This is a genomic window from Amylolactobacillus amylophilus DSM 20533 = JCM 1125 (assembly GCF_001936335.1).
Taxonomy (GTDB): Bacteria; Bacillota; Bacilli; order Lactobacillales; family Lactobacillaceae; genus Amylolactobacillus; species Amylolactobacillus amylophilus.
On the sequence record NZ_CP018888.1, the window covers coordinates 116,017 to 138,604 of the forward strand.

The 22,588-nt window shown below is 44.7% G+C and carries 20 protein-coding genes; 2 read left to right on the forward strand and 18 right to left on the reverse strand.

All coding sequences use genetic code 11. The features are described from left to right. Positions 1-2: 2 nt before the first annotated feature. Positions 3-341 (reverse strand): YlxM family DNA-binding protein, encoded by a 339-nt coding sequence (gene ylxM / locus LA20533_RS00595; protein WP_054744903.1) that lies wholly within the window; start codon positions 339-341, stop codon positions 3-5. Positions 342-459: 118 nt separating this feature from the next. Between ylxM and LA20533_RS00600 the strand changes: the two genes are divergently transcribed. Beyond that, positions 460-774 (forward strand): hypothetical protein, encoded by a 315-nt coding sequence (locus LA20533_RS00600; protein ID WP_054744901.1) that lies wholly within the window; start codon positions 460-462, stop codon positions 772-774. Between the two features lie 103 nt (positions 775-877). On the opposite strand, the gene ftsY is transcribed toward LA20533_RS00600, so the two are convergent. The 11 genes from ftsY to LA20533_RS00655 all read right to left on the reverse strand — a co-directional run bounded on the left by ftsY (position 878) and on the right by LA20533_RS00655 (position 15,609). After that, complete coding sequence (gene ftsY, locus LA20533_RS00605; RefSeq protein ID WP_075362764.1) at positions 878-2,077, reverse strand: signal recognition particle-docking protein FtsY; 1,200 nt, start codon at positions 2,075-2,077, stop codon at positions 878-880. Continuing rightward, complete coding sequence (gene smc / locus LA20533_RS00610) at positions 2,077-5,643, reverse strand: chromosome segregation protein SMC (RefSeq protein ID WP_056946292.1); 3,567 nt, start codon at positions 5,641-5,643, stop codon at positions 2,077-2,079. Before smc ends, ftsY begins: the two co-directional genes overlap by 1 nt. Continuing rightward, positions 5,644-6,354, reverse strand: coding sequence for a ribonuclease III (gene rnc / locus LA20533_RS00615; protein ID WP_056946294.1), 711 nt, complete (start codon positions 6,352-6,354; stop codon positions 5,644-5,646). 100 nt (positions 6,355-6,454) lie between these two features. After that, a complete protein-coding gene (locus LA20533_RS00620; RefSeq protein ID WP_056946296.1) occupies positions 6,455-8,206 on the reverse strand; it encodes an oligopeptide ABC transporter substrate-binding protein in 1,752 nt (583 codons plus the stop codon). Between the two features lie 146 nt (positions 8,207-8,352). After that, positions 8,353-9,285, reverse strand: a complete 933-nt coding sequence (locus LA20533_RS00625; RefSeq protein WP_056946297.1) for an ATP-binding cassette domain-containing protein — start codon at positions 9,283-9,285, stop codon at positions 8,353-8,355. Then, positions 9,273-10,034 (reverse strand): ATP-binding cassette domain-containing protein, encoded by a 762-nt coding sequence (locus tag LA20533_RS00630; RefSeq protein WP_056946299.1) that lies wholly within the window; start codon positions 10,032-10,034, stop codon positions 9,273-9,275. The genes LA20533_RS00625 and LA20533_RS00630 overlap by 13 nt, the downstream gene beginning before the upstream one ends. Positions 10,035-10,170: 136 nt before the next feature. Further along, entirely contained in the window at positions 10,171-10,416 is a 246-nt protein-coding gene (gene acpP, locus LA20533_RS00635) for an acyl carrier protein (RefSeq protein ID WP_054744880.1), read from the reverse strand. Between the two features lie 60 nt (positions 10,417-10,476). After that, positions 10,477-11,478, reverse strand: a complete 1,002-nt coding sequence (gene plsX / locus LA20533_RS00640) for a phosphate acyltransferase PlsX (RefSeq protein WP_056946301.1) — start codon at positions 11,476-11,478, stop codon at positions 10,477-10,479. Positions 11,479-11,487: 9 nt separating this feature from the next. After that, a complete protein-coding gene (gene recG / locus LA20533_RS00645; protein ID WP_056946303.1) occupies positions 11,488-13,521 on the reverse strand; it encodes an ATP-dependent DNA helicase RecG in 2,034 nt (677 codons plus the stop codon). A gap of 42 nt (positions 13,522-13,563) precedes the next feature. Beyond that, a complete protein-coding gene (locus LA20533_RS00650; protein WP_056946308.1) occupies positions 13,564-15,222 on the reverse strand; it encodes a DAK2 domain-containing protein in 1,659 nt (552 codons plus the stop codon). A gap of 24 nt (positions 15,223-15,246) precedes the next feature. Continuing rightward, entirely contained in the window at positions 15,247-15,609 is a 363-nt protein-coding gene (locus LA20533_RS00655) for an Asp23/Gls24 family envelope stress response protein (RefSeq protein WP_054744876.1), read from the reverse strand. A 157-nt stretch (positions 15,610-15,766) separates the two neighbouring features. Between LA20533_RS00655 and rpmB the strand changes: the two genes are divergently transcribed. Next, the gene (gene rpmB, locus LA20533_RS00660; RefSeq protein WP_054744874.1) at positions 15,767-15,952 is read left to right on the forward strand and encodes a 50S ribosomal protein L28; all 186 of its coding nucleotides are present in this window, start codon (positions 15,767-15,769) and stop codon (positions 15,950-15,952) included. 72 nt (positions 15,953-16,024) lie between these two features. On the opposite strand, the gene LA20533_RS00665 is transcribed toward rpmB, so the two are convergent. Genes LA20533_RS00665 through fmt form a run of 6 tightly spaced genes read right to left on the reverse strand, consistent with a single transcriptional unit; the run spans position 16,025 to position 22,588 of the window. Next, complete coding sequence (locus LA20533_RS00665; RefSeq protein WP_054744873.1) at positions 16,025-16,708, reverse strand: thiamine diphosphokinase; 684 nt, start codon at positions 16,706-16,708, stop codon at positions 16,025-16,027. A gap of 13 nt (positions 16,709-16,721) precedes the next feature. Further along, positions 16,722-17,615 carry a ribosome small subunit-dependent GTPase A gene (gene rsgA / locus LA20533_RS00670; RefSeq protein ID WP_054744871.1) on the reverse strand — a complete coding sequence of 298 codons (894 nt, stop codon included), beginning with the start codon at positions 17,613-17,615 and terminating at the stop codon, positions 16,722-16,724. After that, positions 17,616-19,544 (reverse strand): Stk1 family PASTA domain-containing Ser/Thr kinase, encoded by a 1,929-nt coding sequence (gene pknB / locus LA20533_RS00675; protein WP_056946310.1) that lies wholly within the window; start codon positions 19,542-19,544, stop codon positions 17,616-17,618. It abuts the gene before it with no gap. Further along, positions 19,541-20,290, reverse strand: a complete 750-nt coding sequence (locus LA20533_RS00680) for a Stp1/IreP family PP2C-type Ser/Thr phosphatase (protein ID WP_056946312.1) — start codon at positions 20,288-20,290, stop codon at positions 19,541-19,543. Before LA20533_RS00680 ends, pknB begins: the two co-directional genes overlap by 4 nt. Positions 20,291-20,295: 5 nt before the next feature. Beyond that, on the reverse strand, positions 20,296-21,648 hold the full coding sequence (gene rsmB, locus LA20533_RS00685; RefSeq protein WP_056946313.1) for a 16S rRNA (cytosine(967)-C(5))-methyltransferase RsmB: 1,353 nt from the start codon (positions 21,646-21,648) through the stop codon (positions 20,296-20,298). Further along, on the reverse strand, positions 21,641-22,588 hold the full coding sequence (fmt, locus tag LA20533_RS00690; protein WP_056946315.1) for a methionyl-tRNA formyltransferase: 948 nt from the start codon (positions 22,586-22,588) through the stop codon (positions 21,641-21,643). The genes rsmB and fmt overlap by 8 nt, the downstream gene beginning before the upstream one ends.

A 22,588-nucleotide genomic window follows, 5' to 3' on the forward strand; every position in this document is an offset into this window, starting at 1 on the left:
AGTTAATTCTCCTCAATTATTTTTTTTATTTTTCTTACTTCCGTCGTTGCAGATTCTAGCTCGTGCTGTTCTAGTTTGGCTAGCACCACATCCAAGCCCTCATCGATTTGTGTAAAATGGGCGGCCAACTTGAGTTTCGCCTCGTAATCTTCAAGTAGCTTAACGGTTCGCTTCAAGTTGTCAAAGATTGCCTGACGTGAAACCGAACTGTTCTCCGCAATCTCGGCAAGTGATAAATCTGCAAAGTAATAGTCGCTAAAATATTGCTGTTGAATATCAGTTAATAGTATACCGTAAAACCCAAACAATTGGGTTAGTCTTTCATTCTTTTCGATTTTCATAGTTTTCCTCACCACCAACAGAATACGAAATACATGTCAATTCGTCAAATTAATAAAAAATACTGTAAAACCGCTAACATTGTGATAAAATTTACTTAACAAGTTAGGAGGGTTAACTATGTTTGCAACAGTTCTATATTGGATTGCTGTCGTAGTCCTTGCTTTATGGGGTCTTTGGTCAGCTGTCTGGTCAGTTATTTATCTCAAGAATGGCGAGAATGGTAATTTGTGGTACTTCGCAATTATCAACGCCATTGTCTTAATTCTCGCGGGTCTAGTCTTCTTGATTTACACACATGCAGATTGGCAATGGTACTGGTTCGTAAGCAAGCAACTGGACATCTCAGCTTATGCAGCAATTCTCGGTGTCTACGTTGTGCTGGTTATCTTACAATTTGCCTTAGGCTTTCAGAAGACAGCCAAGAAGGCTTAACCAGTATTAGTACAGCAACAACAGTACACAAAAAGCGTTGAATTAATTTCAACGCTTTTTTATTTTGGTTCTTATGGTATTTCTTAATTTTTTTAGTAAGTCGTCACATTAATCCACGGAATAAGCCAATTGCGAATTTTTCAGCGTCAAACTCAGCTAAATCAGTCACCTTTTCGCCTAATCCAACTAGTTTAACTGGAAGCTGCATCTCATTTCTAATGGCCAGAACCACGCCACCCTTCGACGAGCCATCAATCTTGGTCAGGACCAAACCAGTTAACTTAGTCGTCTCATTGAATTCTTTCGCCTGAATCAACGCATTCTGGCCGGTTGAGCCATCGACGACTAGCAATACCTCGGTTGGTTGATCTGGTAAGACCTTCTTGATAGTCCGTTCAATCTTCTCGAGCTCGTTCATCAAGTTAACCTTGTTCTGTAGTCTACCAGCGGTATCAATCAACACATAGTCAAAGTTTTCATCCTTTGCGCGCTGTACACCATCAAAGACTACGGCTGCAGGATCCGCTTGCTCTTTTCCACGCACAACTGGTACGTCAACACGTTTACCCCATTCAACTAGCTGAGCAACTGCGCCCGCCCGGAATGTGTCTGCTGCGACTAAAAGCACGGATTTACCGGCACCGTGGAGCTTAGCGGCCAGTTTACCAACAGTTGTGGTTTTACCAGCGCCATTCACCCCAACAAATAGATAGACTGTCGTTGAACCGGTTTCTGTAACCTGTAACTCTTCATTCTTGCCGGCACCACCAGCTTCATATAACTCAACCATCTTCTGAACAATCGCCGTCTGTAATTCATTCTTCGACTTGGCATTTCGTAACTTGACCTCAGTGCGTAGCGAATCGCTAAGCTGCATTGCCGTTTCGTAACCTACATCTGATTCAATCAAGACCTCTTCTAGCTCTTCAAAGAAATTCTCATCGACAGATCTAAACTTAGCAAAGAACGCGTTTAATCTTGCCCCAAAAGATTGGCTGGTCTTCTGTAGGCCCTGCTCATAAAGTTGTTCCGTGTCCTCTTCCTTTAGCTCAGCGGACTCTTTGGTTGCAGTATCCACCGTAGCTTCCTGCTGTTCAACAGGTTCCTTGTCCACCGGAACAACCGTTTCATGGCTCACCGCCGTTTTATCACTATCGACTTCAGCTTCACCTGCTGGCTCTACTGTCGCATTGGAATCCGTAGATTCCACCTCCGTTTGGGCCGGATTTACTGTCTCTTGTTCTTCTTTTGTACTGGTATCTTCCCCAGTTAAAGCCTTCTTAATGCGATCAAAAAGTCCCATTAGCTAACTTCCTCCTCTCTTAGTTCATCAAGTGATACGGAAATAACTTTCGATACGCCCGATTCCTGCATTACGACACCGTATAGTTGATTGGCCTGCTCCATCGTACCCTGCCTATGCGTAATCACAATAAATTGGGTGGTTAAATCATAATTCTGGAGAAACTTGGCAAACCGAATAACGTTTGCCTCATCTAATGAAGCCTCGACCTCGTCTAAAATACAGAAAGGCACGGGATTAACCTTCAGAATCGCAAATAATAAAGTAATCGCGGTTAATGCCCGTTCACCACCAGAGAGCAAACTAAGTTGCTGCAGTTTCTTCCCGGGCGGCTGCGCCACAATCTCTAGACCAGTAGTTAGCAAGTCATCTGGGTCCGTTAAGACAAGTTTAGCATGGCCGCCACCAAACATCTTAGGGAAAATGGCGCTAAATGCAGAATTTATCTGCTCGAATGTCCGCTTAAATCTAGTTTTAACCTCATCATCGAGCTCCGACATCGATTCTTCTAGATCATGCTTAGCATCAAGTAAGTCGTCTTGCTGTGAACTCAGGAAATCGAACCTACTCTTCACGGTCTCGTATTCCTCAATGGAGTCCAGGTTAACATTGCCAATGTCCGCCAGAGACATCTTATGCAACTTGACGTCTTTCTCCAGCTTGGCACGAGCGTTATCGTCCTTCATTTCAGGAGTGACCAATTGACTAGCGGCTTCATAACTGATCGAGTATTCCTCGCGCAAAAGCGTTAATTTCTGGTCCAGTTGACTATCAAGCTTCGTTAGCTTAACAGAATTTTGCTCTTGTTCGTTTGCCGCATTCTTGCGTAAATCATAATTTCTACTTGCAGATTCTTCGAGCAATGCAATCTGCTCCGCCAACTTACCACTTTCCGCGCTCAAGTTAGTGAGTTCCTCATGAATTGCAGCCTGTGTCTTCTGCTCTTTTTCATAATCGGCTTGATAGTTAATATGTTGATTTTGTTTGAGCTCTTTACTCCGAATTACTTCGTCAAGACGGTAGTTTGTATGATACAACTGTTCCTGAGATTTTTTAGTTTGTGCTGTTGTATCATGAATTTGGCTCTGTAAATTCTCTGCTTTGGTCTGATAAATTGCGATTTCAGGCGTAATCTTATTCAACTGTGTCTGAATCTGCGCATACTGCGCATCATAATTCTTAATCTTATCTTGAAGAACAGCAATTTTATCCTTTAGTTTTGCTACAACCTCATTTGCCTCATGCTCTGCCGCCACAGTCTCTTTGATTTTACTCTGTTGCTCGGCGAGTGCCTGTGCAAAGTTCTCTGCCTGTTTTTGGGCCAGGGATAGCATCTTATTGGAGCGCTCAGCATCATTATTTAGTTGCTCCAGCTTGAATTGTTCTTCCTTCTGCTGGTCACGCAGAACTTCCATATTCTGTTTCTGTTCTTCAATTAGCGTACTCGTCCGCGCTATTTTGGTATTTGTGCCCGTAATCAGAGCGCTAACTCGCGTCAACTTAGCCTGAATCTCAGCCAATTGTTGCTCAAGTTTCTGTCCGCGAGCCTTATTCTCCAACAGGGGATTGTTGGCCTTCGCTTTGGTTCCACCAGTCATGGATCCACCTGGACTTAAGATATCACCATCCAATGTCACAATCCGGTATCGTTGATGCATCGTTTGACTAACCCGCGTGGCTGTATCAATATTGTCCACTACGAGGATATTCCCCAACAAGTAGTCAACTGCATTTTTAATTTCAATTGGTGCCTCAACCAGATCGGAACCAACACCAATGAAGCCTGCAATCTGGGCCAAGGTCTTCTTAGTCGTATCTGCCAGTAAACGGAACCTCAGGACATCCAGTGGCAAAAACGTTGCACGACCAAAGTTTCTGGTTTTTAATTCCTTAATTGCGTTCTTCGCAGCTCGCTGATCCTTTGCAACCAAGTGTTGCACACTCCCGCCGAGAGCGGCCGTTAAGGCATCTTGGTACTGATAGTCAAAACTGATTAAATCACCAAAGCTACCAATAATTCCGGGAAACCACTCGAGGTGATTTAAGATATTTTTGACGCCGAAATAGTATCCGTCGTGGCGTTCCTGCATTCGCTGCAACGAATCACGCTCTGCCAAATACTTTTGCTTTAGTTGGCTATATTTTGTCTGCTCACCGTTCAGTTGCAACAGGCTAGTTTGTAGCTGCTCACTCTGCTCGGTCTGCTCCGCCAGTGCTTGTTCAAGGTCATCTTTTTGTTTGGCAAGTGTGCTTAATCTGTCCTGTACAGCCGTAATCTCTGACTTAAGACGCGTACTCTCACCCTGGAGTTCAGTCACATTGTCCTTCTCAGGTACCTGCATCTTCTCTAATTCTGCTTGTTCATAGACTAGTCGATTACGAACAGAGGTTTGCTGCTGCAGGCCATCAATATATTCAGAGCGAAGATTCTCAAGTTGATCTTGCAGCATCGCCGGATTATCGTCGATTGAATTATGCAATTCCGAAGCCTTTTGTTCGAGGTCACTCTTCTTAGCCGCAATTTCCGCATACTCCTGTTTTAGTCGCGCCATGGTCTCGTCATATCTGGTAATTAAATTCGTAGTCTCTGTAATCTGTGACCGCAATTCGATTTCAGCGGAAGAATCATAAGCATTCGATTGTTGTGCAACTTGGAGCTTGGTATTCAAATCAGCAAGCTTCGCCTCAACTTGACGCAGTTCTTCCTGCTTCGCTTCCTTAACCTGATTTTTTTGCTGCAACTCCGCTCGTAAACGGTTGAGTTGCGCCTGATCGGCATTTACCGTTTCATCGAGCGTATTAACCATCTCATTGACTTTTGTGGCCTGCGTTGCAACCTGGTTCTTCTCTACCAATAGATCCCCAATTTCTAGGGCAGTCAAAACTTGGAGTTTGCTGTCTAGTTGATCCTTTTGTTGTTGGTATTCCCGTGCCAAACTACTTTGTTCGTGGAGCGGTTCAATCCGGCCCTTTAGTTCATTGACTAAATCATTTATTCGAATCAAATTGTCGGTCGTCTGCGCCAATTGAGTCTGAGCAGACTGCTTCTGCTGTTTAAAGTGCAGCACGCCCGCCGCCTCTTCGATGATTGAGCGGCGATTCTCCGGCCGGGAATTGAAAATCTGCTCTACACGTCCTTGGGAGATGATCGAGAACGAGTCGCGTGATAAGCCAGAATCCATAAACAACTGGTGAATATCCTTTAAGCGAACATCTTTCTTATTAATTTGAAAGTCAGAATCACCATTGCGAAAAACACGACGAGTGACCTCAACACTTGTCGCGTCTGTTTTCAACTGTTTACTTTGGTTATCGAACAGAAGCGTGACCTCTGCCCGATTCAATGGCGCACGAAGTTCGCTTCCACCAAAGATTACATCCTGCATGGAGTCACCACGGAGACTTCTGGCACTAGACTCGCCCATCACCCAGCGTATTGCCTCGGTAACGTTACTCTTACCGCTGCCGTTTGGACCCACTATCCCCGTCATACCAGGATTAAAGTTAATTTTAATTTTATCCGGAAACGACTTAAAGCCGTTGATTGTTAGGGAGACTAATGGCACCTATGCTTCAACTCCATCTTCATTTATTTCCTTCAGCGCGACCTGGGCAACATTTTGCTCAGCCTGTTTTTTGTTGCGCCCCTTGGCCGTAGCAACTTTCTTCCCCTCAACATAAAGATCGATGGTGAAAGTCGTATCGCTAACTACCTCCTCTTCGCGCACAACCCGATACTCAATTTCAACCGGGCCGTTTTGCTGGAGAAGTTCCTGTAATTTAGTTTTATAATCTGGTGCAGCGTTAAACTTACCAGAATCAATGATGGGAAATACAGTCTGGTTCAAGAAAAGCTTTACTTGCTCAATACCGCCGTCCAAGAAAAGAGCGCCGTTAAACGCTTCAAATACATCCTCAAGTAGGGTCTTACGCTCGCGCGCACCACTCTTCTCCTCCCCCTTGCCGAGCAGGATGGCATCCTTAAAGCCTGCCTCAATGGCAAAACTGGAGAAGCCATCAGTCCGCACGATATTTGAGCGTAGCCGCGTCAATTCACCCTCGTCTAGTTCTGGATACTTGTGATAGACATACTCAGAGATGGTTAATTCAAGCACGGCATCACCAAGAAACTCGAGTTTCTCGTAGTTATGAAGGTGCATTTCTTGGTGCTCGTTAGCATAGGATGAGTGCGTAAATGCCTCGTCCAGTAACGCCAGATTCTTGAATTCAATCTTGTAGTCTTGTCTTAATTTACTAACAAATTGTGCGCTAACCATAGATAATAATTCCTTTCAATGCACCTATTATAACAGTAAAATCAGTGCGGTTGGAAATAATCTCCATAAAAAAGCTGCCCAAACGAGCAGTCAAATTTTTTTAATTTGAGAAACCAACATCAAAGAAATCAGATGAAGGCGTGGTACTTAAGCCGACAACCCGGTCGTTAACTGCGGTAATCTCATAACTACTTGAGATTGGCACGACATAGGCTTCCTTATTCATGTAAGTCTGCCACTTGTCGAATTGCTCCTTACGGTAGTTAGTATTGAATGATTTGTCGGAGTCAATCGCCTCTAGTAGCTGGTCATTTGTCTGGCCCACGAAACGAGAAAAGTTAAATGGTGCCTTCCTATTGTAGAGGTCGTTAGGCGATGGTTCACCCGTGAGTGACCAGGCAGCGATAAACATGTCAATTGATGCATCATCATTTTGAATTCGGTCGTAGAAACTATTAAATTCAATCAACTTATCTGAGACCAGATGCACGTTCAAACCAATCTTAGCCCACTGCTTAATGTAGTTTCTAATGATTGCTTCCTGGTGTTTCTCACCAGACATCGCAGCGAAATTAATGACTAAATCTTTACCATCTGGAGTTTGACGAAACTTGCCTTTCTTTTTATAACCGGCTTGATCGAGAATCTGGTTAGCCTTCTTCAGATTATATGGAAATCCCTGCTCATCTTTATTGAAGAACTTACCATATTTCTGCAATATTAGCGTCGGAATCCGAAAGGACAAGCCGTTACTAAACTTTTGATAGACTTCGTCAATGTTCATCGCGTATGCCATCGCACGGCGGAGACTTCTGTTCGCCATCTTGGCTTTCTTGTTCATCACGTTTTCACCCTTGACGGCGTCCCACTTACCAACCTTAAACTCCATGTAGGAATAACTCAAGCCTGTGTCAGCGATAAACTCTGTATTTTTAGCATTTTTAACATTCTTATATTCCGCGTTTGGTACGCTGATTTGATCAAACCGGTTACTCTTAATTGCCGTTGCCACGTTGCCCGGATTAATAATCGAAATAATTACCTTATTAAAATTTGGCGTACCTTGATAATAATACTTATTAGGCGCCCACTCAGTCACCTCACCCGGGGTAATCTTAGTTAACTTATACGGGCCAAAGAATAACGGCTTCTTGCGCACCTGATCACTAGTGGCCAGCTTAGCCAGTGGAATGTCCTTCAGATAATGGTATGGCGCAGCGTTGCTGAGGATGTAGCCACTTCCCTGTTGCTTCATCGCCGGTGTCATCTTGGTAAACTGGATGACTAGCTTACGACCATTGCCGCCATCCGGTGTCTTTAGGCCGGTTACCGTATTCGTCTTGCCTGCGTGATAATCCTCTAAGCCCACAATATTCTGTAAGCTGTCCGTGTAACGAGCCGAACCGGAATCCTTATTCGCAATGATTTTATATGAATAAACCAGGTCGTTTGCAACCAGTGGTGAGCCGTCTGACCACTTAACTTTGGGATTAATCGTGATCGTCGCGGTGTTTTGCTTATAATCGAGTGCTAAATTAGCAGCACCACCATCGACGATTGTGTAGGAATCATCACATTTAAACAATTCCTCATTTCCGGGGTAGGAGACCTCTGTGTCAATCGAATCATTTGAGAGCTCACTTAGGAAGACGCCGGCAAATGGGGTATTAGATGAAATACCAATCTTATATGTTCCACCCTTTTTGATGTCCCGCTTGTTCGTGACAACCTTTGGTAAAGCTGCTGTATTCACCGTTTTTTCATTCGTATTCTTGTTATTGTTACAAGCTGTTAACACGAAGGCTGCACCAGTAACAAAAGTCAGTAGTCCGACAACTTTTGTTATTTTCATAAAAAATCCCCCTAAAATTTGCAATCTACTCCAATTAGAATTGTGCTCTTTTTACAAGATAACATAAACATGACAAAATTTATATAATTTCTCATAATTTTTATATTTAATCTCTTTTTATCAAGCTTTTTTTGATAAATAACCAATTATTTATCTGGGATAGCGACAAAATGGGTGGATGATAATTGTTGCAGCGGCAGGTTGGCAGCTGAAAGATGTGCCCGCGTTACCTGAGTAGCGGTAAACTCACGTTCAAGCGCACAACGGTATTTTTTAAGCTGCTCCCTTTGCGTCGGATCTGCCGGTGGATTAGCCGCTAACATCCGCCTCGTATAGATGTGGCTGGCGTGATTACGGATATCACCACTGGTACCCAGCTCGACGAAACGCCCAGCATCTAGCATGGCAATCTGGCCACACATCAAAATGGCGAGGCTCAAATCATTAGTCAACATAAGCCAGCTCAACTGAGTCTCTCGCTGCATCCCCTGCAAAATCCGCAATATCTGTCTCTGGGCAAAAGCGTCTAGTGACGTAATCAACCCGTCGATAATCAACAACTTAGGCGCCCTGGTTAAAGCGCGCGCAATTAAAACCCGGCACAGTTCACTCTCGTTTAATTGCGCCAATGATTTGGCTGCGGTGTCACTAGACAGCTCAACCACAGACAGTAGTTCCATCACCCTTGCTTTTTCTGCTGTAACTGATAAATTGCAGAAATTGCGCAGCGGGGATGCAATATAATCTAACACTAACATGTGGCGCCCGACGAAATTAAATTCGTCCTTTGAAATTAGCTGGATCGCTTTCTCATAGTCAGTCAGCCGCCGATTCGTCGCCTGGATCATATTTCTGCCTGCGTAGATAATTTGGCCAGATGTGACCTGCTCTAATCCAACCAGTGCGCGCCCAATTGTCGACTTACCTGCACCACTCTTACCCACAATGGCGAGGGAACCCCTGGCGCAAATGGTAAAGTTAATACCATCAATCGCGCGTATCCGGCCGGTCTGTCGGCTAAAGATGCCAGATTTAATCGGATAATGAATCTTTAAATCTTCTACTCTTAATAGTGGCAACAGCTTTCTCTCCCAACATTTAATAGTCTTCTGGTGTATGGATGAAGTGGATTGTGGAAAATCGTGGCAGCACTACCGTACTCAACAATCTGCCCCTCATACATGATTGCCAATTGATCAGCGACTTCTGCAGCTACACCCATATCCTGGCTCAAAATAATCATCCCTGCGTGTTTCTCTGTACAATATTCCACTAAAAGATTGAGAATCTGTGCCTGGACGATTTTATCGAAACCGCGCGTTGGGTCGTCAGCAACAATCATTGTCGGATTACCCATCAGGGCCAGGGCCACCGCCACACGCTGTTGCAATTCTGCGCTCAGCTCAGCGGGGAAAAGTTTGAGCAATGAACGAGCTTCCGGCATGCCCACATACTTGAGAAACTGCGCGCTAAATTTAGCTAAACTTGCTTTATTAATACCGTTGTGTTGCAGCACCATGTTCAGTTCTGCGCCAATTCTCCTGAACGGGTTCAAGATTGTCAGTGGATTGTTCACAATCACGCCCAGCTGATCCTGCAACCCATTATTCAAAGAGTCATGCCTGAACCTAAGGCGGTCACGACCATCTAATTTGATCTGTCCGGAGATAGCCGTGTTATCCTTGTCATAAAGCCCCAGAATACTGCTGGCCAGCGTGCTTTTGCCGGTACCAGATTCACCGACAACCGCCAGAATTTCACCCCTGGCGAGTGAAAAATTGATATCCGTCAAAACATTGTAGAACTTCTTACGAACCTGGTACGCCATATTAAGGTCTCTGACCTCTAATAATAGATTACTCTGCGTGCTCAATTGATTTCCTTCTCTAACCTGCTCTAGCAGGCTCAACCAGATTTAGTTAATTAATTATTCAAAAAAAAGTCTGTCATCTCTGACAGACCACCTACTTAGCCATGTTAGTAAAAATATAATCAACTGCTTGGCCAACTGTTTGCAATCCTTCGGCATCCTCATCGGGAATCTCTCCCCCAAATGTGTCCTCAAGTTCAAGTACAAACTCGACGAAATCAATTGAATCGGCATCTAAATCACGCTTAAAATTCATTTCAGGCGTCACCGTGTTAGCATCGACCTCGAAGTGATCAACGATTAGTGTGGTCACCTTGGCCATAATCTCTTCTTTAGTCATTGTTTTCCTCCAAAAAAGTTTACCAGATTAGTCTAAGCTAGTAATAAGAAGATGTCTAGTCTATTTTTGCTCAAATTGCTCAACGATTGTTGCCGTTAGATTCTGAGCCAGCATCTGCTCAATCTGCTTCAGTGTGTAGTAAACCGCGCGTGCATCGGCGCGTCCGTGGGCCTTAACAACAGGTGCCTTTAGCCCCATCAATGCCGCACCACCATACTTACTCGTATCAAAGCGGACCATCACATTCTTTAAGGCAGGCTTAACCATTACGGCCCCAAGCTTTACCTTAAGACCACTGTTTAACAGGCCATCCTTTAAGAGACTAAGCAGTGTCTCAGCGGTACCTTCAATCGTCTTCAACAAGGCATTACCTGTGAAGCCATCGCTGACCACGATATCTGCCTTACCAGTCAGCACCTCGTTGGCCTCGATGTTCCCCACGAAATTGATGTCAGCCTGTCCAGTTAATAATTGGTAGACGCTTTGGTGCAAGTCATCGCCCTTGTCGGATTCACTTCCGTTATTCAAGAGAGCAATGCGGGGATTAGCAATTCCACGGACCTTTTGGGCGTAGAAGTTTGCCATTTGAGCCCACTGCACTAAGTATTCTGGCTTGCTGGTAGCATTCGCACCTGCGTCTAGCAATGTGAAGCCGTCACTCGAGTTGCTCACTGGTAGTGTAGGCATTAATGCAGGCCTAGTAATTCCCTTGATCCGGCCAACAATGAAGATCCCAGCAGCCAGTAATGCCCCAGTATTACCCAAAGACATCACCGCGTCTGCCTCACCATCCTTAACGGCCGTAGCAGCCCGCACCATCGAGGCGTCCTTCTTAGTTCTAATTGCCCTAACCGGTTCGTCATCACCGGTTACCTCTTCGGTTGTATGAACAATTTTTATTTGGGGACTGTACGTCTCAGGTAAGAACGGCTTGATTTTATCCTGATTACCATAAAGAATAAACTCGACGTCGGGCATTTCCTTTTGCGCCCGCAAAACACCCTCAATAATAGATTCCGGTGCATGGTCACCGCCCATGGCATCGATTGCGATTTTTTTCATTGATTTATCCTACCCTTCGAAATCCTGATTCTTATATTCTAACACTTGCTTCAAAAACTGGTACTCCGGATTACTCAAAGTTGGGTCCTGTTCTAAAACTAGTTTGGCTGACTTCTTGGCCTCCACCAACGTATTGAAATTGGTGACCACATCACCCACCTTAAACTCGGGTAAGCCAGACTGCTTCGTCCCAAACAGGTCTCCCTCGCGTCGCAACTTCAGATCTTCCTCGGCTAACACAAATCCGTCGGTCGTGTTCGCAACTACATCCATCCGCTTCTTACCAGATTTGGTCTTTGGGTCAGCAATAAAGACGCAGTAAGACTGTGTCTCACCCCGTCCTATTCGACCACGCAATTGGTGTAGCTGGGACAAACCAAACCGGTCGGCATCAAAAATCACCATCATATTAGCATTTTGCACGTCGACCCCGACTTCAATTACGGATGTAGTGACCAAGATGTCAATCTGGTGGGCAACGAATTGGGCCATGATGTGTTCCTTCTCATCAGCTTTCATCTGACCGTGCAGTAAGGCCACATGATTGTGCTGCCCGAATTGCGTGCTCATTTTTTCGAAAATATCGGTTGCATTCTCTACATCTAGTTGTTCAGATTCCTGGATTAAGGGCGTGACGACGTAGATTTGAAAGCCTTGCTCTAGCTGCTCACGCATCTGGAGAAAGACATCTGCCAGTTGACCCGACGTCTTCCATTCCGATTTGATTGGCAGGCGGCCCTGAGGCAGTGTCTTGATGATCGAAATATCCATATTACCATACACCGTTAGTGCCAAAGTCCGTGGAATTGGCGTTGCAGTCATCGCTAATACATCGGGGTGATCGCCCTTACCACGCAACGTTGCACGTTGCCCCACGCCGAATCGGTGTTGTTCATCGATAATGATTAACCCAAGTTTAGCAAATTCCACCTGATCTTGAATGAGTGCGTGAGTACCAATGACACAGTTAATCGCCCCGGACTTCAAACCAGCATAGATCTGCTTTTTCTCAGCACTACTGGTTGATCCGGTGATCAGCGCTACAAAAACGCCGACCCGGCCGAGTAATGCACTAATCTTCTGGTAATGCTGCTGCGCCAATATTTCAGTTGGCACCATCAGCGCGGCCTGGTAACCAGCGGTAATCACAGCGAAAATGGCGAAAACAGCGACCACAGTCTTGCCCGAACCTACGTCACCCTGTAGTAACCGATTCATCACTCGCGGGTTCTTTAGATCGGCCAGAATCTCCCGTACAACTACCTTTTGATCCTGCGATAATTCAAAGGACAGGAGATTAGCCAGCTCAGTGAGTGCCGACTCATCGTAGTTTTTCGCTACCCCCGTTTCATCACTTGCCTCCTGAACAGTAGACTGAAGTTGCATTTGAAATAAGAAAAATTCACGAAAAATTGCACTTCGTAGTGCCAATTGGCTAATCTGCATCGTCTTGGGTCGGTGCATACCAACTACAATCTGAGTTTCGTTCAGTAGGTGATACTTTACCCGCAAAAATTCTGGCACAACGTTCTCGAGTACCGGAAAATTTTGCAGTACAAGATTAACTAACTCTGTAATTTTCTTCTGCTTCACATGCTGGTTCACAGAATAAATTGGTGCCAACTCGTTTTGCTGGTCCTTCGTTGCCATAACTTTCATCCCTGTCAGCATCTGCTTTGGCTCATTATATTTGCCATAGACAGCAATCTCTTGACCCAATTCGAGCTGTTTCTTTAACCATGGTTGATTAAAAAAACTGACCATGATTACATCATGGTCAATTTTAAGTTTGAACGTGAGCCTAGTCTTACGGTAACCAAACCGTCCAACTACAGGATCGGTTACGACAAGCCCCTTTAACACAACCTTCTGGCCATCCACTACCGCATCTAGTGGTAACTCCTGTAGATCATCGTAGCGGTAGGGAAAATAATAGAGCAAATCAAATTGGGTGAAGAGGCCAAGCGTCTGCAAGTTATTCAACGTCTTTTTTCCAACACCAGGCAAGTTACCAAGAGTATCGAATATGTTTGTTGTCATTATTTCGTCTCAACCGTTCTACTTCTTCAAACAAAGCCACATTGACTATTCAACCGAAATGAGGAAGTTATAAACTGGCTGCCCACCAGCATGAATCTCAAATTCAATGTCGTCATCAACCGTACCATTTAGGTCTTCCACCACCTGATTTGCCAGTGCTTCAGTCGTGTCAGCTCCATACAACAGAGTCACAATCTCGCTGTCATCATCAAGCATTGATTTAATCGTTGCCACCGTAGTTTCAATCAGGTCAGTTTGAGCAACCTTGATATCGCCATCAACAATTCCCATGTAGTCGTTCTTTTGAATTTTGACGCCATCAATTTCGGTCTTCCTAATTGCCTTAGTGATTTCACCACTCTTGACGGTCTCTATTGCCTCAGTCATTTCCGCTACGTTATCGTCTACGTCGCCATCCGGGTTAAAGGACAGCATCACGGTCATTCCTTGTGAGATAGTCTTCGTTGGCACGATTCCCACAGGAATATCGGCAACTGCTGCAGCCTGTTTCGCAGCCATCAAAATATTACCGTTATTTGGCAAAATCAGAGCCTTCTTGGCACCACTATTCTTCACAGCATCTAGGATATCTTGGGTACTTGGATTCATGGTCTGACCACCACTGATAATTCGATTTACCCCGAGACTCTTGAATAAGTCTTTAATGCCATCACCAGAGGCAACAGCAATCACTGCAAAGTCAACATCTTCCTCATCAGAATCTTGTTCGACGATCGTTTCATGTTGAATCCGCATGTTATCAATCTTGATTTTGTCCAGTTGACCAAATTCGGTCCCGTAGGCAAAAACCTTGCCCGGATTCTCTGTGTGGACGTGAACTTTAACAACTTCGTCGTCCGAGACCACAAGGAGCGAATCACCTAACTTATCCAGGTAGTTTCTGAAGTCGTCATAAACAAACTTCTTTTTATTAGGCACATCCTTCGTTAAATCCACCATAATCTCGGTACAGTAACCGAATTTGATGTCCTCTGTTGCAAGTTGACTTTGAACGGATTGGTGGTGAGCCGCATTAACCATCTCATCCATCTCGGATTCGTTCGGTTCATAGGTGTCCGGTAAATCCTCGCCACTTAGTCCCTCAAAGAATCCCTCATAAATGAATACTAAACCCTGGCCACCAGAGTCGACAACACCAACCTCTTTTAAGACCGGCAAAAAATCTGGGGTAGTCTTCAACGCCTTTTTCGCTCCGTCTGCGACCGCCTGCATGACCTGAATGGCATCATCTGTCTCCTTAACCGCGTTTAACCCAGCCTGAGCACCGCCACGAGCAACAGTTAAGATTGTTCCCTCAACCGGCTTCATCACAGCCTTATACGCTGTCTCGACTCCTGTGGCAAAGGCCTCTGCTAAATCGTTGGCAGTCAGCACTGCCTTGCCGTCTGTACTCTTTTGAAAGCCACGGAATAATTGCGACGTAATTACGCCCGAGTTACCACGTGCTCCCATTAACATTCCCTTAGCTAATGCTTTGGTTAAAATGCCAATGTCTGTCTCTGCTTGTTCATTGACAGCTTTGGCACCACTCTGAACGGTTAAGTTCATGTTCGTTCCCGTGTCCCCATCGGGCACAGGAAAAACGTTTAGTGAATTAACGAATTGTGCATTCTTACCTAAGCGATGCGAAGCAACGCGAATCATGTCTCTAAATTTGTCGGCTTTTATTTCTTTTAAAACCAAAGTTAGCTCCCCCAGCCTAATTAATTAGTCATCTAAAACCTTAACGCCTTGTACAATGACATTAACAGATTTTGCTTTAGTACTCAAATCCTGTTCCAGGTGGTACTTTACGCTGTCTTGCACGTTTTTGCTGACTTCGGAAATTTTCAACCCATAGCCCACCACAATGTAGACGTCAACGACTGATTGGCCGTCATCTTGCTTCACAACTACTCCGCGGCCGAAATTGTTAAGATTCAAAATCTCGTACACACCATCGCGAAATTGGTTCTTACTTGCCATACCAACAACGCCATAGTTCGAAGTTGCTGCATTACCAACTACAGTGGCAATGACATTGTTCGAAATATCAATCATTCCGTATTTTGTTTTTATTTTAACAGCCATTTTTATCCTCCATCAAGAAGTCATGTTACTACTCATACCATTTTATCATAGGTATCGGTAATATTAAATTCTAAATATTTAGCTTAACTATTGCTAAAGGACTCTGATTATGATAAATTATTTAAGTGATTGAAACAAGTAAAAGGGGGTTAGAATAATGGCAAAGGATTTTATTACTGGTCGTAAGACTTCATTTGGTAACACACGTTCAAAGGCTTTGAACTCATCACGTCGTAGTTGGAAGCCAAACCTTCAAAAAGTTCGTATTCTTGTTGACGGTACACCTAAACGTGTTTGGGTTTCTGCAAGAGCACTCAAATCAGGTAAAGTTACTCGCGTATAATTATACAAATGACAAAGTTAAAGTCAGGACCAATTGGTCCTGACTTTTTTTGTGTTTTATTCAGATTTGTGACTAATCACGACTATAGATGACAGCAACCACACCTTTTGTAAAGGAAAAGTTTACCTCATCTTTGACAAATTCATTGCTCGCAAAGGAGACAGGATAATTACTCGAGAAATCAGCTAACTGATACTTGGCATCCGCAATCTGAAAATGCGCGACAGGCGTCAGATTCACGAACGCCAAGTATTTATATTCTTTAAGCCGGTCAATTGACCATTTGCCAGGATTAAAGAAACGGATCAAGTTTTGCTGGTCAACCATGGTTATCCGGTCTGCAACCGGTCGTAAACGCTCATTCAGGACACATAAGAGATTCACCAAGAAATGGTCTAAACGGCCGCCGGTGGCCCCAATTACAACTACATCCTTACTATTTAAGTCGAATAGTGCAGTAGCTAACCCCATCTCAGAATCAGTGAAATCCTTCTCCGGGACAGCGAAGCGAACATCCTGCACGTTTTCTAATAACATGGCTCTTTCGGCGGCATTAAGGGAATCATAATCACCCACAGCAATATCTGGAATCAGACCGTGCTTTAGTAATGAAATGTTTCCGTGATCCACACCAATCACCTTAACAGCCTTTTGCCGTGCACGCACGCGATTAAACTCGGTAAAAATCTGCTGGGGCCACAATTCTTCGGGTCCGCCAAGAAAAACATATGTGCGGTAATTTAAACTATTGGACATTATTTTACAACACCTACTTCCGGTATTCCGGTAGTTTATTATCTTCAATCTCTTTACGCATGGTCAGATAGTTATCGTAGCGTGACTGCAGAATTTCGCCGGATGCGACTAGATTCTTAACGGCACAACCAGGCTCGTTCAGATGTTGGCAGCCCCGAAATTTACACTCAGCCGCATGGGCGACAAAGTCCCTAAAGTAATCAACCAAGTCGAGTAGCTTAATTTGATGCAACTCGATGGATGAAAAACCCGGTGTGTCAGCAATATAACCTGGACCGTATGTAAATAATTCAATCTGTCTGGTCGTATGTTTACCCCGATTAAGACTACTAGAAATGGGCGCTGTCGCCTGCCGAGCATCCTGCTTGAGCTTATTCAATAAGGTCGATTTGCCTGCACCAGACTGACCAGCCAAAACCAAGATATCTTCGTCCTCCATCAGATTAAGAATCTCGGCTTTTGTTGTGCCTTCATACGACAGTAAGGGATAACCGATTCGTGCGTAATATTGGAGCGCCTGTTTAATCTCCTCTAAACGTGCTGGTTTGACGATGTCCTGTTTCGAAAGGTACAGCTCAACGTTTATGCCTTCACTTTCGAAAAAGATAATGAACCGGTCTAACAAATTCAACGAAAAATCCGGTTCAACAGCCGAAATCACCAGAATAACCCGCGAAACGTTGGCCAACAGCGGACGCTTAAGAAAATTCCGCCGCGGCAGAATTTTGACTAAATAATTCGTTTGATTGCCATCTAACTCCACCTGAACGTGATCGCCAACGACGGGTTTCTCCTTGTTTTTGCGAAATACGCCACGAGCCCTTGTGCGCACGGTACCGTGCTCTGTAGCCACATCATAAAATCCGGCTACGGAAGTGATAATCGTACCAGTTGTTCTCTGCTTCATCTACTCCGTAACACTTTCATCTACTACGGTTTGCCCGTCCTGCACAATTTTGACATGACCATTACCATTATTCAAAGTAAATGGAATACTTACGCTCGAATCGCTCGTGATATACATATCCTTATACACGGAGGTCGTTGTATGGGTATCATCACCGATATAAATAATTACGTGATTCCCCCGACCATTATTGTCGTTATCGCTGTTGTATGTTAAGGCGTAGCTCTTCGTGACAGACTTGTTTGTCCCCTTAGAAACCACAACGTTAATGGTAGTTCCAGGTTGAACCTTAGTGCCAGCACCCGGAGTTTGTGAGATAATCTGGCCTTTATCCACAGTACTTGAAAATTCCTCTAAAGATGAAAGCTGTAGCTTATTCTCGTTTGCGTAATCCTGGGCGCTCTTCAGCGTGTAGCCACTGAGATCACGTAAAGTAACGGATTCGTCCTTTGACTCCTCAACTTCTGGGCCACGACTGACAGTGAGCACGATTGTTGTCTTTGCCGCATCCACCTTTTTACCTGCAGTGACACTCTGATCGATAATCTTGTTCTTTGGCGCATCACTATCTTCAGTTCGTTTAGTTACTGTGAAGCCAAGTTTCTCCAGTCTCGTTTTAGCTCGGCTATATGTGGTGCCCAACACGTCCGGCACTGTAGTCAAGCCAACGCCACTGGATACTACTAGTCCAATCTCGGCGCCAGACTTGACACTCATATTCTTTTCGGGCAACGTTCTGATGACATTCCCCTTCTTGACCGAATTGCTGGGTTGCTCATCGATATCCCCCACGACAAGGCCAGCATCCTGGATTGCCCCAATGGCGGATGCACGAGACATATTAGTTACATCTGGCACCTCGACAGTACCATTTCTGCTCAATGCAAAAACGAGAGCGAACACGACCATCAATGCCGCAATGGCTGAGAATATCCACCAAAACTGATGTTTCTTGAAACTAGCTTTAAATTTAGCAAGGGCGGAATTCTTTGGCTTGTCGGCGTCATTATTGGTTTCGGTTACCACACCATTCAAGTCTGGTAAAACAATAGTTTTATCCAACTCAGGATTATGGTCCGCTAAGAAAACCGGTTCAGCTGCTCGACTAGGATCCATCGCCGTATCTAAATCGTTCTTCATTTCTGAGACAGTTTCAAATCTGTCACGCGGATCCTTTGCCGTAGCTTGTAAAACGACATTTTCTAGCGCTTGAGGGACCTCCGGGTGTTGTTTCTTAATTGATGGAATATTCTCCTGGAAGTGCTTCAGGGCGATGGAGACGGCAGTCTCTCCGCCAAATGGTACGTCACCGGTAATTAATTCATAGAGAATGATCCCGAGAGAGTAGATATCAGATTGCTTGGTGGCCATAGAGCCCCTGGCCTGCTCAGGACTCATGTAGTGCACAGAACCCAGGAGCGAGTTAGTCTGAGTAATCGATTGTTGACTCAATGCGATTGCAATACCAAAGTCCGCCACTTTCACGCGTCCGCTTGGATCCATCAAGATATTCTGCGGCTTTAGGTCGCGGTGAATCACGTTATGTTGGTGCGCAAGCGCAATAGCGCCCAGCATCTGATCCATAATCTCGATCACCCGGGTTAGCGTGAGCGGATTATGGTCATGGATGTATTCCTTTAGGTTTGGCCCGTCAACATATTCCATGACCAGATACTGCATTCCTTTTTCAGAACCCACATCAAGAATGGAAACAATATTGGGGTGACTTAGCTCACTCGTAGCGAGGGCCTCACGCTGAAATCTTTGGACTGTCTTCTGGTCATTTTGCAAATCCATGCGTAATACTTTAACCGCAACTTTTCTTTGCAAAATAATATCTTCAGCTAAGTAGACGTTGGCCATTCCGCCTTCGCCTAGGGTATCAACAATCTTGTAACGGTCTGCTAACAAATAGCCTTTATCAATCATTTTGAAATACCCTCCTTCCCATAGCTAATCAGACAAACGGTAATATTATCTTGTCCACCAAACCTGTTGGCGGCGGCGATTAATTCATCGCTTCTCTCCTGGAGTGAGGTCTGCTTGACCAAAATATCCTTAATTTGTTGATTGGTAAGTGAGTTGGTGAGTCCATCCGTGCAAAGCAGGAGCAAATCACCCTCCAATATCTGTAACTCAGTAAATTCCGGATTAATTACCTTAGAAACGCCCAATGTTTCAGTAATAACGTTTTTTTGCGGATGATTCTTGGCCTGCTCAACAGTAATTTGCCCTGATTTCAGTAGCTCGTTCACCAATGAATGATCTTGAGTTACCTGCAGAAACTCATTTTTACGTAAGAGATAAGCACGAGAATCACCAAGATGCGCAAGTAACACATCCTCGGCGAATAATACGGCAAGTACAATGGTCGTACCCATTCCATTCAAATCACTAAACCGGTCACTCGTGGCAAGAATCGTCTCGTTTTCCAAATTCAAGTTTACCTTGAGCCAGGTTCTAGCAGTCGCGACGTTATCAAGGTCACTACCAACAAATGCATGACCAAGGTGATTAACCGCCATACTGGATGCCACATCCCCGCCTTGGTGACCGCCCATACCATCGGCCACAATTGCCATCAGAATATTTTTCTTGTTTTTAAATATTTGGACAAAATCTTGATTCGATTTGCGAACACGCCCAATATTTGACGCATATGCCGTCTTTATCAAAATACTTAACCTCTTAATCTTAAACTGGTGATACTGAAGCCGTCGGTTTGATAATCGTCTGGAAAGATCCTGACGGTTAAATCGGTGCCGACCTCAGTTTTTACGGAGTCAAAACTAGGTAATTTAATTTGTTCAACGAAGAACTCAGGATGTGCAGCGATGAACCGCGCAACTACTTCCTCGTTCTCCTCTGGAGTTATTGTACATGTACTGTACACAATTCGTCCACCAATCTTCAAAGATTGTGCAACTGATTCCAAAATTGCTAGTTGGATTTTACTCAGGTTGATAATATCTGTAAATGTTTTTTCATACCGAATCTCTGGTTTACGCCGGAGCAATCCCAATCCGGAGCACGGCGCGTCTACCAGAATCTTATCAAACTTCTGGGGACCAAATTCACTAGCAACATTTCTGGCATCCATCGCCTGCACTGTAATCAGATCGGTCAATTCTAGCCGTTTTGCATTATTCTCGATCAGCGCAAGTTTTTTCTCATGCAAGTCGAGAGCAGTCACCTTACCAACATTTTGATCAAGTAATTCTGCAATCTGCATCGTCTTACCACCCGGTGCCGCACAGGCATCGAGCACAATATCACCGGGCTCCACATGAAGTGCATCAACAACCACACTAGAGGCCTCATCCTGGATCGTAATCTGACCATCGCGAAAAAGATTTGTAGCGGCAACTCCGCCGTGACTCAGCAAAATATTCTCGCCCCGAAGAGGCGAAACGGTCACATCAAATCCCTGATCGTGCAGCTCCTCTTTAGCCGCCTGGACAGTCGTTTTCTTGGTGTTTACACGGACACTATTATGTGACACGGTATTCAGGCTTTGGAGGATGCGCGCGGTTTTACTGTTACCAAACTTATCGCTCAGGTATTTGACTAGCCACTCGGGCATACTTTCCTTGATGGATAGGTACTCCGCGGTTTGGCCCACCGCCGGTAAAAGTGGACCTTGACGTTGCACATTACGTAGAATCCCGTTAACCAGTTTATACGCGCCGTGACTCGAGCGTTTTTTAGCCAGCTCGTTTGCAGAGTTCAAGACTGCATGGTCGGGTATCTTATCGAGAAACTGTAACTGATAGACCGACATGAGCAGTAAAGGCACGACAAAACTCTCCTTTGGTTTGGCCCGCAGAAGATGCTTAATTTGATACTCAAGAAAAAGTTTATACTGGATTGTTCCGTAGACTAGCTGTGTGACTAGTGCCTTGTCCCGTTCGTCTAGCGTCGAATTATTTAAAGAGAAGTTTAGCTGAATATTCGAATAACTCTTTTGCTGTAGAACCTTTGTAAGCACATTTAGTGCAACTTCCCGGGCTGTAGCAACATTCAAATTATTCATCAGTCATGACCCGTGTGCCAACCACCAGATTTTTGGCACGACCATTTAAGAAATCGCTGGCCTTCATTCTCTTACCGCCCACGGGTTGGACCTCAAGCAAGCGTAAAACCGTTCCGTTGGCTAGGCTAATTGTCAGCTCACGTTTATTGTTGACCAAAAAGCCCGCTTCATAAGGAGTAACAACGTCAACAACCTCACTCTGCCAGACTTTTAACCGTGCACCATTGAAAAACATAAAAGCACCCGGATCAGGATTTAAACCGCGAATCACGTTATGGGCCTGCTTAGCTGTCATCTTGGTTCTAAGTTGTTCCTCCTCTTTCCTGATGTTCGGTGAGAAAGTCACTAGTGCTTCATCCTGTGGTGTTTTCTTCACCGTACCGGCGATAATACCCGGTAACGTCTCCAGCAGCAGGTCACGACCGAGGATGGCTAGCTTAGTGAACATTGTGCCCGTTGTGTCCTGGTCCGTGATTCTAAGTGCTTGTTGGGCATACATGTCACCCGCATCCATCTGCTTCACCATCTCCATGATTGTGATTCCTGTCTCCTGATCACCGTTCATGACCGCATACTGTATTGGTGCACCACCCCGATATTTAGGCAATAGCGAACCATGAACATTAACTGCGGCAATTCTGGCGGAATTCAAGAAACTTGTCGGTAAAAATTGCCCATAAGCAGCGGTAATAATTAGGTCTGTCTGCTGCTCAATTAGTTCGGTAAGCTCTGGACTACCACTCAATTTTACTGGCTGGTAGACTGGCAAATTATGTTTTAGTGCAAATTCCTTAACCGGCGTGGCCACAATCTTTTGTTTCCGACCCACCTTTTTATCCGGCTGTGTAACGACGGCAATCACGTCGTAGCCCGCTTCTAAAAGGCCGTCTAAGACTGTCACTGAAAATTGGGGCGTGCCCATGAATATTATTTTTGTCAT

Coding starts and splice junctions, on each gene's coding strand:
- ylxM (WP_054744903.1), bottom strand. CDS start 341: ATGAAAATCGAAAAGAATGAAAGACTAACCCAATTGTTTGGGTTTTAC.
- LA20533_RS00600 (WP_054744901.1), top strand. CDS start 460: ATGTTTGCAACAGTTCTATATTGGATTGCTGTCGTAGTCCTTGCTTTA.
- ftsY (WP_075362764.1), bottom strand. CDS start 2,077: ATGGGACTTTTTGATCGCATTAAGAAGGCTTTAACTGGGGAAGATACC.
- rnc (WP_056946294.1), bottom strand. CDS start 6,354: ATGGTTAGCGCACAATTTGTTAGTAAATTAAGACAAGACTACAAGATT.
- LA20533_RS00620 (WP_056946296.1), bottom strand. CDS start 8,206: ATGAAAATAACAAAAGTTGTCGGACTACTGACTTTTGTTACTGGTGCA.
- LA20533_RS00630 (WP_056946299.1), bottom strand. CDS start 10,034: ATGGCGTACCAGGTTCGTAAGAAGTTCTACAATGTTTTGACGGATATC.
- acpP (WP_054744880.1), bottom strand. CDS start 10,416: ATGACTAAAGAAGAGATTATGGCCAAGGTGACCACACTAATCGTTGAT.
- plsX (WP_056946301.1), bottom strand. CDS start 11,478: ATGAAAAAAATCGCAATCGATGCCATGGGCGGTGACCATGCACCGGAA.
- LA20533_RS00655 (WP_054744876.1), bottom strand. CDS start 15,609: ATGGCTGTTAAAATAAAAACAAAATACGGAATGATTGATATTTCGAAC.
- rpmB (WP_054744874.1), top strand. CDS start 15,767: ATGGCAAAGGATTTTATTACTGGTCGTAAGACTTCATTTGGTAACACA.
- LA20533_RS00665 (WP_054744873.1), bottom strand. CDS start 16,708: ATGTCCAATAGTTTAAATTACCGCACATATGTTTTTCTTGGCGGACCC.
- rsgA (WP_054744871.1), bottom strand. CDS start 17,615: ATGAAGCAGAGAACAACTGGTACGATTATCACTTCCGTAGCCGGATTT.
- pknB (WP_056946310.1), bottom strand. CDS start 19,544: ATGATTGATAAAGGCTATTTGTTAGCAGACCGTTACAAGATTGTTGAT.
- rsmB (WP_056946313.1), bottom strand. CDS start 21,648: ATGAATAATTTGAATGTTGCTACAGCCCGGGAAGTTGCACTAAATGTG.
- fmt (WP_056946315.1), bottom strand. CDS start 22,588: ATGACAAAAATAATATTCATGGGCACGCCCCAATTTTCAGTGACAGTC.